We start from the raw sequence: 14,502 nt of genomic DNA, 5'->3' as shown, positions 1-14,502 counted from the left end.
TCCCTACACCAGCACCCGCAGCGCCCCCGCCTCACCCTCTTCCCCACCAAACCAGCGTGCATACCCCAGCGTCGCCTGGGCGTGCTCGCGCATGATGCCCTCGGCCCTGGCGCCCTGGCCGCGCATCAGGGCGTCGAACACCGCATGGTGCTGCAGGTGGGCGAAGTTGAAGCGGCGGTATTCGCGCTCGAGATTCCCGGCATCCACCGCCAGGGCGCTCACCGAGGCGAAGGGCAGATGCTCGTGGCGCCCCAGGGCGAGGGCGATGGCCGAATTGCCGCTGGCCGCGACGATGGCCTGGTGAAAGGCCCGGTTGAGATCGTGGTAGTCCTCCAGGTCCTCCAGCAGCACATGGCCCTTGGCGAACAGCAGATCGCCGCGGCGCAGGCAGTCTTCCAGCGTGGCGCGCGTGGCGGCATCCAAGCCGCGCTCGGCGGCCTGGCGCGCGGCCAGGCCTTCCAGCACCCCGCGCACTTCCACCGCGCCCTCCAGATCGGCACCGGTCAGCGCCCGCACCTGATAGCCGCGGGCGCCGCTGCGCTCCAGCAGACCTTCCTCGGCCAGGGTGCGCAGGGCCAGGCGCACCGGCATGCGCGACACGGCGAAGCGCTCGGCGGTGGGGATCTCCGCCAGGCGTTCGCCCGCGCCCAGCTCGCCGGACAGGATCATCTGCCGCAGCGCGGCCAGCACCCGCTGTCCCGGCTTGCTCATGGCTGTACCTCTCCCTCTCTGATCTCGGCCAGCAGCCACTGACGAAAGGCCTGCAGTGACGGCAACCCCTCGTTGCGCGGCGGATAGACCAGGTAATAGCTGCGGCGACTGACCAGGGCCGGTCCACAGGCCAGCAACTCGCCCTGGGCCAATTCGTCTTCCACCAGCACCCGCGGCACCAGGCCGATGCCGATGCCGGCGCGCACCGCCTGGATCAGGTGCGAGGTCAGCTCGAAACTCGGCCCCGGTCGCATGGCCGGGTGCGGCAATTCATGATGCCGGAACCACTCGCCCCAGGCCTGGGGATTGTTGGCCACCCCGAGCAGCAACTGACCGGCCAGGGTCGCGGGGCGCGCGTCCGGCAACTCGGCCAGGGTCGCCGGGCTGGCAATGACGACGAGCTGCTCGGCTTGCAGCGGATGGGCACGCAGCCCCGGCCAGTCGCCGCTGCCGACGCTGATGGCGGCGTCGATCTCGCTGGCGGCGAAGTCCACCGCCTGGATGCGTGAATGCAGGTGCACCAGCATCCCGGGGTGGGCGGTATAGAAGCTGCCCAGGCGCGGCAGCAGCCACTTGGAACCAAAGGTCGGCAGCACCGCCAGGCGCAGGGTGCCCTGCCCGGAGGCGAAGGCCATGGCCTGCAGGGTGGCGCTGCGGATCTGCCCGAGGGCCAGGCCCAGCTCGCGACTGTAGGCGCGGCCCACGTCGGTGAGCACGATCTGCCGGCCCTCGCGGCGAAACAGCGTCAGCCCCAGCAACTGTTCCAAGGCCTGCACCTGGCGGCCGACGGCGCTCTGGGTCAGCGACAGCTCCTCGGCCGCCCGGGTATAGCTCTCGTGGCGCGCCGCCGCCTCGAAGGCCAGCAGCAGCGACATGGAGGGCGTCAGGCGACGATGATTCATTCAGGATCTTCCGGCATAGGCGGCGGAATCTTCGGTTGTGGCTCCGCCGCGCTGTGGTGAGAATGCCCACTATAGCCAGAAAAGGTCGACGCCATTCCTTCGCTCGCTGAAGGAGACGGCCGTCCGCCGCCAGAGAGCCCGCCTGATGAACATGATCGCCCGCCTGCCGGCCCCGGCGCCCCTCGCCGCCGCCTACACCGACTTCCTCAGCGCCCTCGCCGCCAGCGGCTTCCAGGGCGAGATCGCACCGGACCATGCCAGCCGCACGGTCATGGCCACCGACAACTCCATCTACCAGCGCCTGCCCCAGGCGGCGGTGTTTCCCAAGGACAGCGCCGACGTCCAGCGCCTGGCCCGGCTGATGGGCGAGGCGCGTTTCCAGGGCGTGGTCCTGACCCCGCGCGGCGGCGGCACCGGCACCAACGGCCAGTCCCTTACCGACGGCATCGTGGTCGATCTCTCCCGCCACCTGAACAAGATCCTCGAGATCAACGTCGCGGAGGGCTGGGTGCGGGTCCAGGCCGGGGTGGTCAAGGACCAGCTCAACGCCGCGCTCCGGCCCCACGGCCTGTTCTTCGCCCCGGAACTGTCCACCTCCAACCGCGCCACCATCGGCGGCATGATCAACACCGACGCCAGTGGCCAGGGCAGCGTGACCTACGGCAAGACCCGCAACCACGTGCTGGAGCTGGACGCCTACCTGATCGGTGGCGAGCGCCTGGAAAGTCGCCCGGTGGACAGCGCCGAACTGGACGCCCTCTGCGCCCGCGACGATCGCACCGGCGCCGTCTACCGCAGCGCACGCGACATCGCCGAGAACCAGGCCGAACTGATCGAGGCGCGCTTCCCCAAGCTCAATCGCTGCCTGACCGGCTATGACCTGGCACACCTGATCGAGGCGGATGGCCGCTTCAACCTCAACAGCGTGCTCTGTGGCGCCGAAGGCTCCCTGGCCTTCATCGCCGAAGCCAAGCTCAACGTCCTGCCGATTCCCAAGTACTCGGTGCTGGTCAACGTCCGCTACGCCAGCTTCATGGACGCCCTGCACGACGCCCGCGCCTTGATCGAGCTCAAGCCGCTGTCCATCGAGACGGTGGATTCCAAGGTGCTCCTGCTGGCCATGCAGGACATCGTCTGGCACAGCGTGGCGGAGTATTTCCCCGAGGACGTCGCGCGCCCCACCCTGGGCATCAACCTGGTGGAATTCAGCGGCGACGATCCCGAGGAAGTGGACGCCCGCGTTCAGGGCTTCCTCGACCACCTGCGCCAGGACGATACCGTCGAGCGCCTCGGCCACACCCTGGCCATCGGCCGCAACGCCGTGACCCGCGTCTACACCATGCGCAAGCGCGCCGTGGGCCTGCTGGGCAACGTCCAGGGCGAGATCCGTCCGCAGCCCTTCGTCGAGGACACCGCGGTGCCGCCCGAGCGCCTGGCCGACTTCATCGCCGAATTCCGCGCCCTGCTCGATGGCCACAACCTGCAATACGGCATGTTCGGCCATGTCGACGCCGGAGTGCTGCACGTGCGTCCGGCGCTGGATCTCAAGGACCCACGCCAGGCGGCGCTGGTGCGGCCGATCTCCGATCAGGTGGCCGCCTTGACGCAGAAATACGGCGGCCTGCTCTGGGGCGAACACGGCAAGGGCGTGCGCTCGGAATACGCGCCGGCCTTCTTCGGCGACCTCTACCCCGCGCTACAGGCGCTCAAGGGCGCCTTCGATCCGCACAACCAGCTCAATCCGGGCAAGATCGCCACCCCGCTCGCCAGTGGCGCCGAGTTGCTCAAGGTCGATGGCGTGACCCTGAGAGGCGAACTGGACCGCACCCTCGACGAGCGCGTCTGGCAGAGCTACGGCACTGCCATGCACTGCAACGGCAACGGCGCCTGCTACAACTACGATCCCGACGACGCCATGTGCCCGTCCTGGAAGGCCACCCGCCAGCGCATCCATTCGCCCAAGGGGCGGGCCGCCCTGATCCGTGAATGGCTGCGCCTGCAGGGCCAGGCCGGCATCGATGTCCTGGCCCCCGCCCCGCGTGGTGCCCTGAACTGGCTCAAGGCCCTGCCGCAACGCTGGCGCAATGGCCGCCAGGCCGAGGCGGACTTCTCCCACGAGGTCTATGACGCCATGGCCGGCTGCCTGGCGTGCAAATCCTGCGCGGGCCAGTGCCCGATCAAGGTCAATGTGCCGGAATTTCGCTCGCGCTTTCTCGAGCTCTATCACCGTCGCTACCTGCGCCCCCTGCGCGACTACCTGATCGGTTCGCTGGAATTCAGCCTGCCGCTGTTCGCCCGCGCCCCGAGTCTCTACAACGCCGTCATGGGCGCCACGCCGATCCAGCGACTGTTCGCCGAGCGCATCGGCATGGTCGACAGCCCCCTGCTCAGCCGTTTCGACCTGGTACCGGTCATGCATCAATGGCAGGTACAGATCGCCACCCCCGAGCGGCTGCTGGCCCTGAGCGATGAAGAACGCACCAAGACCATCGTGGTGGTGCAGGACGCCTTCACCCGCTATTTCGAGACGCCGCTCACCGCCGCCTTTCTCGAACTGGCTGCCCGCTTCGGCCTGCGAGTGTTCCTCGCGCCCTATCGCGCCAACGGCAAGCCGCTGCAAGTACAGGGTTTCCTCGGCGCCTTCGAACGCACGGCGCGACGTAACGCGGCGGGGCTCGCCAGCCTGGCCGGTTTCGGCGTCAAACTGGTGGGCCTGGATCCGGCCATGACCCTGGTCTATCGCCAGGAATACCCCAAGGTCCCCGGCATCGCCCGGATGCCTGAGGTGCTCCTGCCCCAGGAGTGGCTGCTGCAGGTGTTGCCGGGAGACAAGAAGGTGGTCGGCGACAAGGTCTATCGCCTGCTCGGTCATTGCACCGAGAAGACCAACGCCCCGGCCAGTGTCAGCCAGTGGCAGCAGGTGTTCGAACGCCTGGGCCTGGGCCTCAAGCCGGAAAGCACCGGATGCTGCGGCATGTCCGGCACCTACGGCCACGAGGCGCGCAACCTGGCGACCTCCAAGGTGATCTACGACCAGTCCTGGGCCCGCGCCCTGGCGGTACCGGCGGAACAAGGCGAAGCCCTGGCCACCGGCTACTCCTGCCGCAGCCAGGTCAAGCGCATCGACGACCGCCGCCTGCGCCATCCGCTGGAAGCGGTGTTGGATGCGGTGCGGGGCTGACCGCCTCGTTGGACTTCGCTGTGCTCAACCCAGCCTACAAGGACGCGCTCATGCCGTAGGTTGGGTTGAGACAGCGCCATCGTCGAAGCCCAACAACAGCCATGGGGTGGAAAACCGCGCAGCGCTTTCCACGTATCCACACGCACGCTCGACCCGCCTGCTGGCAGATCGCTCGACCGGAGCGCCAGGAAAGAAAGGAAGACACCAGAAGACACGACCAGAAAAATCGCGCCCAAACGAAAAAGCGGCCACTAGGGCCGCTCTTCGATGGCTGCTGGCGTTCAGGACCAGACAACCTTTAAATGGCGCAGCGGACGGGACTCGAACCCGCGACCCCCGGCGTGACAGGCCGGTATTCTAACCGACTGAACTACCGCTGCGCATTACCTCGAGTGGTGGGTGATGACGGGATCGAACCGCCGACCCTCTGCTTGTAAGGCAGATGCTCTCCCAGCTGAGCTAATCACCCGTTTGCTCTCGAAGTGGGGCGCATTCTACGGAGGGGTTCCCGACCTGGCAACCCCTTTTTGAAAAAAAATTTCCCAGCACTTCCAAAGGCTTAGCGCCACCCACCCGCGCAGCTGGAGAAAGCGCGCATTCCCGACGACCACCGCGATCCGGGGTTGGCCTCCGGGGCGGGCGACGCGGATAATGCGCGCTTCGTTTTTGGGAGTGACACCATGTGGTTCCGTAATCTGCTCGTCTACCGTCTCACCCAGGAAGTCGCCTTCGAGATCGAAGCCCTCGAAGCCGCCCTCGCCGCCAAGCCGGCGCGCCCCTGTGCCAGCCAGGAGTTGTCCACCTACGGATTCGTCGCGCCCTTCGGCAAGGGCCCGGACCTGCCGCTGGTCCACGAAAGCCAGGGCTTCTTCCTGATCGCCGCGCGCAAGGAAGAACGCATCCTGCCCAGCAGCGTGGTCAAGGAAGCCGTGCAGGAAAAGGTCGACGAGATCGAAAACCAGCAGATGCGCAAGGTCTACAAGAAGGAGAAGGAGCAGATCAAGGACGAGATCGTCCAGGCCTTCCTGCCGCGCGCCTTCATCCGTCGCCAGACCACCTATGCCGCCATCGATCCCAAGCAGGGCTGGATCCTGGTCGACGCCTCCAGCGCCAAGCGCGCCGAGGACCTGCTCTCCACCCTGCGCGATGCGCTGGGCTCGCTGCCGGTCCGGCCGCTGGGCGTCAAGCAGGCGCCGATGGCCACCTTCACCGACTGGGTCAAGGCCGGTGACGCCACCCATGGCCTTTATATCCTCGACGAGTGCGAATTGCGCGATGCCGGCGAAGATGGCGGCGTGGTGCGCTGCAAGGGTCAGGATCTCACCAGCGAAGAGATCCAGAACCACTTGGGCGCCGGCAAGCTGGTCACCAAGCTGGCCCTGGCCTGGCAGGACAAGCTCGCCCTGCTGCTGGACGACAAGGTCACCATCAAGCGCCTGAAGTTCGAGGATCTGCTGCAGGACCAGGCCGAACAGGACGGCGGCGAAGACGCCCTCGGCCAGCAGGACGCCAGCTTCGTGCTGATGATGATGACCCTGGCGGAATTCCTGCCGCAGCTGATCGAAGCCCTGGGTGGTGAAGAGTTGCCCCAGGGACTGTAAGAGCCTGTTCAAAGGCTGCTACGCGTCGGCCAAACTGTGTTGAAAATGGCTGCTGGATGCTCATTTACACCCTGTAAACTCCGCTCCTTCAGCCATTTTTGCCTTGTTTGTCTCTAGCTCGCGAGACTTTGAAAAAGGTTCTAAGCTCACCTCAAGGCCGGCGCAGACCGGCCTTTTTTCTGCCCTCTTGAAAAGGAGTTTGCCATGCGTGCCCTGGCCGCCTTCAGCCGTTTCGTCGGCAATACCTTCGCCTTCTGGGTGCTGCTCGCCGCCCTGCTGGCGTTCTTCGCCCCCGCGGTGTTCAAGCCGCTAAGCGTGGCCATCGTGCCGCTGCTGGGGGTGATCATGTTCGGCATGGGCCTGACGCTCAAGGTCGAGGATTTCGCCGCCGTCGGGCGCCACCCCTGGCGGGTGCTGCTGGGCGTGGTAGCCCACTTCGTCATCATGCCGGGCGTGGCCTGGGCGCTCTGTCAGCTGTTCCACCTGCCACCGGAAATCGCCGTCGGCGTCATCCTGGTCGGTTGCTGCCCCAGCGGCACGGCGTCCAACGTCATGACCTGGCTGGCCAAGGGCGACTTGGCGCTGTCGGTCGCCATCGCCGCGGTGACCACCCTGCTCGCCCCCTTGCTGACCCCGGCGCTGATCTGGCTGCTGGCCTCCACCTGGCTGCCGATCTCCTTTGGCGGACTGTTCTGGTCGATCCTGCAGGTGGTGCTGCTGCCCATCGCCCTAGGCCTGGTCGCCCAGCGCCTGCTCGGCCAGCGCGTCGGCGCCCTGGTCGAGGTGCTGCCGCTGGCCTCGGTGGTGAGCATCGTGGTGATCGTCGCCGCGGTGGTGGCCGCCAGCCAGGCGCGCATCGCCGAATCCGGGCTGCTGATCATGGCGGTGGTGATCCTGCACAACGGCTTCGGCTTCCTGCTCGGCTATCTCACCGGCAAGTTCTGCAAGCTGCCGGTGGCCCAGCGCAAGTCCCTGGCGCTGGAAGTCGGCATGCAGAATTCCGGACTCGGCGCCGCCTTGGCCACGGCGCATTTCTCGCCGTTGGCCGCGGTCCCCAGTGCCCTGTTCAGTGTCTGGCACAACATCTCCGGGGCGCTACTGGCGACCCTCTTCCGCCGTTTCAAGGACGACGACGCCCGTCCCTGAGGCCTCGCGCCACACCTGCCGGACCAGCGCCTGGCAGGTGTCCTCGGTGAAGGGTTGCGGCCGGGCGATGCCATAGCCCTGGGCATAGTCGACCCCCAGGGTGGCCAGCGCCGCTACCACCGCTGCATTTTCGGCAAATTCGGCGATGGTCTTCTTGCCGGTGAGATGGCCGAGCTGGTTGATCGCCTCGACCATGGCGCTGTCCACAGCGTCCTCCAGCAGATGGCGGACGAAGCTGCCGTCGATCTTCAGGTAGTCCACCGGCAGGTGCTTGAGATAGGTGAAGGACGACATCCCGGCGCCGAAGTCGTCCAGGGAGAATCTCACCCCCAGGCCGCGCAACTCGTCCATGAACAGCCGCGCCGCATCCAGATTGGCCACGGCACTGGTCTCGGTGATCTCGAAGCAGATCCGCGCCGGCGCGATCTGCCAGCGCTGCAGTTGCTGCCTGACGAAATCCGCCAACCCCGCCTCGCCCAGGGAATGCCCGGACAGGTTGATGGCCAGGGTATCGAGCAACCCGTCGGGCAGCTCGGCGAAACGGGCCAGCGCCGCGGCGATCACCCAGCGATCCAGGTCCGGCATCAGCCCATAGCGCTCGGCGGCCGGAATGAAGGCGCCCGGCGCGATCAGGCGCTCGCCCTCTTCCAGCCGCATCAGCACCTCCACGTGGCGATCCGCGGCGGTCTCCTGGCCCAGCCCCAGGATCGGCTGGACGTACAGGCGAAAGCTGTCCTCGGCCAGCGCCCGGTGCAGTCGCTGCACCCAGGCCATCTCGTCATGGCGCTGGTCCAGCTCCACATCGCCCGGAGCGAAGACCTGGATGCGATTGCGCCCCTTGTCCTTGGCCGCGTAGCAGGCCAGGTCCGCCAGGCGCAGCGCCTCCTCGGGCGCCAGGGCCTGACCGCCGAGGTGCACCACGCCGATGCTCAGACCGACCCGAAAGCCCTGCCCGGCCGCTTCGAATTGCAGGGTACCCACGCAGCAGCGCAGCCGCTCGGCGACCGCCTCGGCCTGGGCGGGCGTACGGTTTTCCAGCAACACGCCGAATTCGTCGCCGCCCAGGCGCGCCAGGCAGTCGGCTTCGCCCAGCTGCTGGCCGAGCAATTCGCACAGCTGGCGCAGCAGGCGATCGCCATGGAAATGACCGGAGGTGTCGTTGACGATCTTGAATTGATCCAGATCGATGAACAGCAGCGAGGCACAGGCCAGGTCCTCGCGCGCCAGCAGGCGCTCCAGCCGGGTCTCGAATTCGCGGCGATTGAGCAGCCCGGTGAGGGTATCGTGACTGGCCTGCCAGGCCAGATCATGCAGGAAGGCGCGCTCGCGGGTCTGGTCGTGCATGACCAGCACCACCCCGGTGCCGGATTCGTCTCGCGGCAGCGTGGTCACCGTCAGGGCCACGGGCACCCGGGTACCGTCGACGCGCACCAGCTGGTGCGCCAGGGGCTCGTCGCCCACCAGCCAGTCCTGGCTGCGCAACCGCTCGGCCAGCGGCCGGGTCGACACGGGTTGATCCTCGGTCTGGATGTCGAACAGGTGGGTGACGGGCGTGCCCGCGGCCAGCCCCGGCCGCGCCAGCAGGCGCTCCGCCGCCGGGTTGTGATAGAGCAGCCGCCCCTGGGCATTCAGCGCCAGCACCGCATCGCCGAGGGACGCCAGGATGACCTGGATATGTTCCTTTTCGGCCTGCAGCGCCTGCTCGGAGCGCCAGCGCTGCTGCACCAGGCTGTGCATGCGCCAGAGCGCCAGGAGCACCAGCAGGGCGCCGACCAGGACGTTGGCGATGAACAAGGCCTCGACCAACTGGCGCGAGGCCGTCCCGAGGCGTTCCGAGAAGGCCACCGTTTCCGGCATCATCCGGTCATGCAGATCCAGCAGCTGGCGTTTCAGCGGGATCAGCGCCGGTCCCGGTCCCTGCAGCTTGATCAACTCGAAGCCGGTACGCGCCAGGGCCTGGAATTCGTCCATGTAGGGATCGGTGACCTGCCAGCGGGCGATGACCCCTTCGAAGGGTTCTATATGCCGCGCCAGGCGAAACAGCGTGATGAGGCCCGCGATGTCGTCGGCGTCGTTGCCCGCCAGGCGCAGCAGGCGCGCCGCCTCGGCAGGATTGCCGTCGGTATCCAGCTCCTGCCGCGCCGCCCGGTCAAGATCGTTGACGCTGATGGACGTAAGGTAATCCTGATAGGACTCCGAGCGCCCCTCATCCAGATAGGCGCCAAGCGACAGCATGGCGTTGCCGAGGCTCTTGCTCCACAGGCTTTCCGCGGAAACGTAGGCACGCACCGTCGACAGCAGTTGCAGGCTGACGATGGCGACCAGCGCTTGGCAGGACAGGATGATGACGAAGGGCCAGACGACCCGCAGCGTACGCAGCGCAGAGGAAGGCGATAGTGAAGACATACAGCGATCCGCAAAAGTAGACAGGCGAATTCTTGCCATTGAGCAGGCATGTCGGCCGTTTCGCGGAAAACTGTTGCCATGGAAAACTGCTGCGCTGGATTACCGGCGCCAAACAAGCGACATAGACGGGCTCTGGCCGTGCCGCGGCCGAAGGCTGCCGACGAACGGTAAGCCGGAAGCCACGGCTAGTTGAAGGACGCCTCCAGCCGCGCCTTCACCTCGGGCCATTCGCGATCGGTGATGCTGTACATCACGGTGTCGTCGAGCCGGCCATCCGCCAGCCGGCGATGATGACGCAGCAGCCCTTCGCGAACCGCGCCCAGCTTCTCGATGGCCGCCTGGGATCTGAGATTGGTCGCGGCAGTCTTGAGCTGCACGCGCACCAGCTGCCAGTGCTCGAAGGCATGGCGCAGCATCAGGTACTTGATGTTGCCGTTGAGCCCGCTGCCATGCTGCTCGCTGTCGAGCCAGGTCCAACCGATCTCGGCGGCGGGGAGTGCTGGCAGGAAGTCGGCGAACCGGGTGGTGCCCACCAGCCGGTCGGCGATGCGCACGGCGAAGGGCAAGGCGCGCCCCTCGCGCTGCTCGGCCAGCGCCTGGCGATACCAGTCCGGACGCAGAGGACCGCTCAGGTAGTGCAGCGCTTCGCGATTGCGCTCGGCCAGGCTGACTAGCTCCAGCACGTCACCTTCCGCCAGGGGGTCCAGGCGCAGCGCACCACGTTGCAGGGAAATGGGCTGCGCTTGGAACATGACGGTCTCTCTCGCTTGAATCAGCCCGCAAACCTAACAGGGCCAGCCGTCCGGCTCAACCCACGGCGTCCCTCCACGTGCCGGAACTGACGTCTGGCGGCCCAAGGTGCGACACTTTGTCCGGGCGCGATGGGCGCCTGGAACGTCTGGAGTCGCCATGTCCCTGCCCAGCGGGCTGATCATCACCGTTACCCTCGGCTATCTGGCCCTGCTGTTCGCCATCGCCTTCTACGGCGATCGCCGGCCACCGCTCAGGCCGCGCCTGCGGGCCTGGGTCTATAGCCTGTCGCTGGCCGTCTACTGCACCAGCTGGACCTTCTTCGGTGCGGTCGGCCAGGCCGCCGATCAGCTCTGGTCCTTTCTGCCCATCTACCTAGGGCCCATCCTGTTCCTGCTGCTGGCGCCGCAACTGGTCAAGAAGATGGTGCTGATCAGCAAGAAGGAAAACATCACCTCCATCGCCGACTTCATCGCCTCCCGCTACGGCAAGTCGCAGACCCTGGCCATCGTCGTCGCGCTGATCTGCCTGGTCGGCGTCCTGCCCTACCTGGCGCTGCAGCTCAAGGGCATCGTCATCGGCGTCAACCTGCTGACCGGCATCAATGCCGAGTCCCTGAGCACCCGCGCCCAGGACACCGCGCTGTTCGTCTCCCTGGTGCTGGCGGTCTTCGCCATTCTCTTCGGTACCCGCAACTTGGACGTCACCGAGCACCATCGCGGCATGATGCTGGCGATCGCCTTCGAATCCTTGGTCAAGCTCGCCGCCTTCATCGCCGTCGGCCTCTGGGTCACCTATGGCCTGCACGATGGCTTCTCCGACCTGCTCGCCCGCTCGCAGCAGGCGCCGCAATTGCAGGAATACTGGCGCGAGACGCTGGACTGGCCGGGCCTGCTGATCCAGACCGGCGTGGCCTTCATCGCCGTGATGTGCCTGCCGCGCCAGTTCCATGTCACGGTGGTGGAGAACACCGATACCCGGGACGTCAATCTGGCGCGCTGGGTGTTTCCGCTCTACCTGGCGCTGGCCGCCCTGTTCGTCATCCCCATCGCCCTGGCCGGCCAGCTGCACCTGCCCGGCGGTGTACTGCCCGACTCCTTCGTCATCAGCCTGCCGCTGGCCCAGGAGCGTCCCTGGCTGGCCTTGCTGGCCTTCCTGGGCGGTGCCTCGGCCGCCACCGGCATGGTGATCGTCGCCTGCGTCGCGCTCTCCACCATGATCTCCAACGACATCGTCCTGCCCTGGCTGCTCAAGCGCCGTGGCCAGGTAGAGAGTCCCCATGCGGTGTTCAGCCACTGGATGCTCACGGTGCGCCGCGCCAGCATCGTGGTCATCCTGGTCCTGGCCTATTGCAGCTATCGCCTGCTGGGCTCCAATGCCAGCCTGGCCACCATCGGCCAGATCGCCTTCGCCGCCATCGCCCAGCTCGGACCGGCCATGGTCGGGGCGCTGTTCTGGAAAGCCGCCAATCGCCGGGGTGTCTTCGCCGGCCTTACCGCCGGGGCACTGCTCTGGAGCTATCTGATGGTGCTGCCGGTGGTGGCCACCAGTCTGCAGTGGCCGTTGCACGCCTTTCCCGGCCTCGCCTGGTTCGAGCAACCCGCGGGGGAGCGGACGCTGCAACCGACCACGGTCGGCGCCCTGGTCTCCCTGGCCGGCAACTTCCTGCTGTTCGCCCTGGTGTCGCTGCTCTCGCGCACCCGGGTATCGGAATACTGGCAAGCCGGACGCTTCATCGCCCAGTACGCCCTGCCCCGACCGCGCAATCGCGCCCTGCTGGCGGTCAAGCTGGAAGACCTGCGGCTGCTCGCCGCCCGCTTCGTCGGCGACGAGCGCGCCCGCCTGAGCTTCAGTCGCTTCGCCGAGCAGAGCGGACTGACCTATCACCCTGCGATGAACGCCAACAGCGAATGGATCGCCCAGACCGAGCGGCTGCTGGCCGGGGTTATCGGCGCCTCCTCGGCACGCGCCGTGGTCAAGGCCGCCATCGAAGGCCGCGACATGCAGGTCGACGACGTGGTGCGGATCGCCGACGAGGCCTCGGAGGTGCTGGAATTCAACCGGGCGCTGCTGCAGGGCGCCATCGAGAACATCTCCCAGGGCCTCAGCGTGGTCGACCAGTCGCTGCGCCTGGTGGCCTGGAACCAGCGCTACCTGGAGCTGTTCGACTATCCCGACGGCATGATCCAGGTCGGCCGTCCCATCGCCGAGATCATCCGCTACAACGCCCTGCGCGGTCTCTGCGGACCGGGCGATCCCGACGAGCACGTGGCCCGGCGGGTGGAGCGGATGCGCCAGGGCATCCCCCACACCTCGGAACGCACCTTTCCCAATGGCCGGGTGATCGAGCTGATCGGCAGCCCCATGCCCGGACGCGGCTTCGTGATGAGCTTTACCGACATCACCGCCTTCCGCGAGGCCGAGCGCGCCCTGCGCGAAGCCAACGAGGGCCTGGAGCAGCGCGTCGAGGAACGTACCCGCGAACTGTCCCAGCTCAACCAGGCCCTAGAGGAAGCCAAAGCTCATGCGGAAGCGGCCAACCAGTCCAAGAGCCGCTTCCTAACCGCGGTCAGCCACGACCTCATGCAGCCGCTGAGCGCCGCTCGCCTGTTCACCGCCGCCCTCGCCCACCAAGACGGCCTGGCCCAGGAAGCCCAGGAACTGGTGCGCAACATGGACAGCGCCCTGAGATCCAGCGAAGACCTGATCGCCGACCTGCTGGACATCTCGCGACTGGAGAACGGCCGCATCCTGGCCGCGCCGGCACCCTTTTCCCTAGCCACCCTGTTCGAGGCCCTTGGCGTGGAATTCAAGGCCCTGGCGCAGGACCAGGGCACCAGCCTGCGCATCCGCAGCAGTCGGCTGGTGGTCAACAGCGACAGCAAGTTGCTGCGGCGGGTGCTACAGAATTTCCTCACCAATGCCCTGAGATATGCCCACGGCCGGGTACTGCTCGGGGTACGTCGTCAGGGCCAGAGCGTGAGCCTGGAGGTCTGGGACAGCGGCCCCGGCATCCCGGCGGACAAGCTGGAGCTGATCTTCGAGGAATTCAAGCGACTGGACAGCCACCAGACTCGCGCGGAAAAGGGCCTGGGGCTGGGCCTGGCGATCGCCGATCGTCTTTGCCGGGTGCTGGGTCACGAACTCTCGGTGCGCTCCTGGCCGGGTCATGGCAGCGTCTTCAGCGTCAAGGTGCCCCTGGCACCCGCTCTGGCCATCCAGGCGGCGACGGCCAGCGAAACCGCCCAGCCCCTGGCCGGCGATCCGGTGCTGTGCATCGACAACGAAGACAGCATCCTGCTCGGCTTGCGCAGCCTGCTGGGACGCTGGGGCTGCCAGGTCTGGACCGCACGCAGTCGCGAGGAATGCGCTGCCCTGCTCGCGCAGGGCGTGGTGCCGCGACTGCTCATCGTCGACTATCACCTGAGCGATGCCGACACCGGTCCGGATGTCGCCGAATGGATTCGCCAGGCCCTGGGCCAGGACATCCCCGGCATCGTCATCAGTGCCGACGGCCGCCCGGAATGCCTGGACCGGGTGCGTCGAGCGCGCCTGGATTTCCTGCCCAAGCCGGTCAAGCCAGCTTCGCTACGCGCCTTGCTCAGTCGGCAACTGGCCCTCTCCGGTTGAGGGAACATACGGACGGCATGTCACGACGCCGAACGGCCGTTCGTTCAGCGGCGATTAAGGTTGCTGGAGGCCAAAGAGACGGAACAATCCACAGCTTCTGTTGATAACTTTGTTGAAAACATGGTGGAAAAGAACCCGGAGCCTTGCTCTGCGGGCCCCCCAAACAAGTTGGTCA

The 14,502-nt window shown here is 66.9% G+C and carries 8 protein-coding genes and 2 tRNA genes; 4 read left to right on the top strand and 6 right to left on the bottom strand.

What is annotated here, in order from left to right:
• Positions 1–3 precede the first annotated feature (3 nt).
• Together PVZ77_RS20970 and PVZ77_RS20965 are read right to left on the bottom strand one after the other, a co-directional pair.
• Positions 4–711: a GntR family transcriptional regulator gene (locus tag PVZ77_RS20970; RefSeq protein WP_273809307.1), complete on the bottom strand. Its 708-nt coding sequence runs from the start codon at positions 709–711 to the stop codon at positions 4–6.
• Complete coding sequence (locus PVZ77_RS20965) at positions 708–1,613, bottom strand: LysR substrate-binding domain-containing protein (RefSeq protein WP_273809305.1); 906 nt, start codon at positions 1,611–1,613, stop codon at positions 708–710. Before PVZ77_RS20965 ends, PVZ77_RS20970 begins: the two co-directional genes overlap by 4 nt.
• A 151-nt stretch (positions 1,614–1,764) precedes the next feature.
• On the opposite strand from PVZ77_RS20965, the gene ydiJ reads away from it, so the two are divergent.
• Positions 1,765–4,794: a D-2-hydroxyglutarate dehydrogenase YdiJ gene (gene ydiJ, locus PVZ77_RS20960; protein WP_273809648.1), complete on the top strand. Its 3,030-nt coding sequence runs from the start codon at positions 1,765–1,767 to the stop codon at positions 4,792–4,794.
• A 303-nt stretch (positions 4,795–5,097) separates the two neighbouring features.
• Here ydiJ and PVZ77_RS20955 read toward each other — a convergent pair.
• Positions 5,098–5,174: transfer RNA gene (locus PVZ77_RS20955), tRNA-Asp, on the bottom strand.
• Between the two features lie 13 nt (positions 5,175–5,187).
• Positions 5,188–5,263: transfer RNA gene (locus tag PVZ77_RS20950), tRNA-Val, on the bottom strand.
• 211 nt (positions 5,264–5,474) lie between these two features.
• Here PVZ77_RS20950 and rdgC point away from each other — a divergent pair.
• Both rdgC and PVZ77_RS20940 read left to right on the top strand, forming a co-directional pair.
• A complete protein-coding gene (rdgC, locus tag PVZ77_RS20945) occupies positions 5,475–6,395 on the top strand; it encodes a recombination-associated protein RdgC (protein ID WP_273809303.1) in 921 nt (306 codons plus the stop codon).
• A gap of 204 nt (positions 6,396–6,599) precedes the next feature.
• Positions 6,600–7,541, top strand: a complete 942-nt coding sequence (locus PVZ77_RS20940; protein WP_027602755.1) for a bile acid:sodium symporter family protein — start codon at positions 6,600–6,602, stop codon at positions 7,539–7,541.
• On the opposite strand, the gene PVZ77_RS20935 is transcribed toward PVZ77_RS20940, so the two are convergent.
• Both PVZ77_RS20935 and PVZ77_RS20930 read right to left on the bottom strand, forming a co-directional pair.
• A complete protein-coding gene (locus PVZ77_RS20935) occupies positions 7,491–9,947 on the bottom strand; it encodes a putative bifunctional diguanylate cyclase/phosphodiesterase (protein WP_273809301.1) in 2,457 nt (818 codons plus the stop codon). The two genes, PVZ77_RS20940 and PVZ77_RS20935, sit on opposite strands and share 51 nt — an antisense overlap.
• 185 nt (positions 9,948–10,132) lie before the next feature.
• Entirely contained in the window at positions 10,133–10,699 is a 567-nt protein-coding gene (locus tag PVZ77_RS20930) for a GNAT family N-acetyltransferase (RefSeq protein ID WP_027596845.1), read from the bottom strand.
• Between the two features lie 157 nt (positions 10,700–10,856).
• Here PVZ77_RS20930 and PVZ77_RS20925 point away from each other — a divergent pair, with 157 nt between their 5' ends.
• Positions 10,857–14,327, top strand: coding sequence for a hybrid sensor histidine kinase/response regulator (locus PVZ77_RS20925; protein WP_273809299.1), 3,471 nt, complete (start codon positions 10,857–10,859; stop codon positions 14,325–14,327).
• The last annotated feature ends 175 nt before the right edge of the window (positions 14,328–14,502 follow it).

The organism is Pseudomonas sp. SHLD1 (genome assembly GCF_028640935.1).
GTDB classification, from domain to species: Bacteria; Pseudomonadota; Gammaproteobacteria; order Pseudomonadales; family Pseudomonadaceae; genus Chryseomonas; species Chryseomonas aestiva.
This window is presented reverse-complemented; position numbering and strand designations above follow the sequence as displayed.

Bases quoted from the DNA above. Each gene is read 5' to 3' on its own strand.
- PVZ77_RS20940 (WP_027602755.1), top strand. From the start codon at position 6,600: ATGCGTGCCCTGGCCGCCTTCAGCCGTTTCGTCGGCAATACCTTCGCC.
- PVZ77_RS20925 (WP_273809299.1), top strand. From the start codon at position 10,857: ATGTCCCTGCCCAGCGGGCTGATCATCACCGTTACCCTCGGCTATCTG.
- PVZ77_RS20965 (WP_273809305.1), bottom strand. From the start codon at position 1,613: ATGAATCATCGTCGCCTGACGCCCTCCATGTCGCTGCTGCTGGCCTTC.
- ydiJ (WP_273809648.1), top strand. From the start codon at position 1,765: ATGATCGCCCGCCTGCCGGCCCCGGCGCCCCTCGCCGCCGCCTACACC.
- PVZ77_RS20935 (WP_273809301.1), bottom strand. From the start codon at position 9,947: ATGTCTTCACTATCGCCTTCCTCTGCGCTGCGTACGCTGCGGGTCGTC.
- PVZ77_RS20930 (WP_027596845.1), bottom strand. From the start codon at position 10,699: ATGTTCCAAGCGCAGCCCATTTCCCTGCAACGTGGTGCGCTGCGCCTG.
- PVZ77_RS20970 (WP_273809307.1), bottom strand. From the start codon at position 711: ATGAGCAAGCCGGGACAGCGGGTGCTGGCCGCGCTGCGGCAGATGATC.
- rdgC (WP_273809303.1), top strand. From the start codon at position 5,475: ATGTGGTTCCGTAATCTGCTCGTCTACCGTCTCACCCAGGAAGTCGCC.